Annotated in this window: 1 protein-coding gene; it reads left to right on the top strand. The window is 64.4% G+C overall.

What is annotated here, in order from left to right:
- On the top strand, positions 1-309 hold a 309-nt coding region (locus EOB49_RS35095), incomplete at both ends, for a zinc-binding dehydrogenase (RefSeq protein ID WP_164781997.1).

Raw genomic sequence — 309 nt, 5'->3', positions numbered from 1 at the left:
GCGCCTTCGGCGAGTATCTGGCGATCCCGCAGCACAATGTCGTGCCGATCCCCGACGATGTGCCCGATGAGATTGCCGCGATCTTCGATCCCTTGGGCAATGCCGTCCACACCGCATTGTCCTTCGATCTGGTCGGCGAGGACGTGCTGGTGACTGGCGCCGGGCCGATCGGCATCATGGGCGCGCTCGTCGCCCAATGCGTCGGCGCGCGCAAAGTGGTCATCACTGACATCAACCCGGTGCGGCTGGCGCTAGCCAAGAAACTCGGCGTCCAGCATGTCGTCGACGCCTCGAAGGAAAAGCTGCGCG

Origin of the sequence: Mesorhizobium sp. M7A.F.Ca.MR.148.00.0.0, assembly GCF_003997735.1 — a bacterium.
GTDB lineage: Bacteria > Pseudomonadota > Alphaproteobacteria > Rhizobiales > Rhizobiaceae > Mesorhizobium.
The sequence above is the reverse complement of the archived record's forward strand: the minus strand, read 5'-3'. Positions and strand labels throughout refer to the sequence as shown.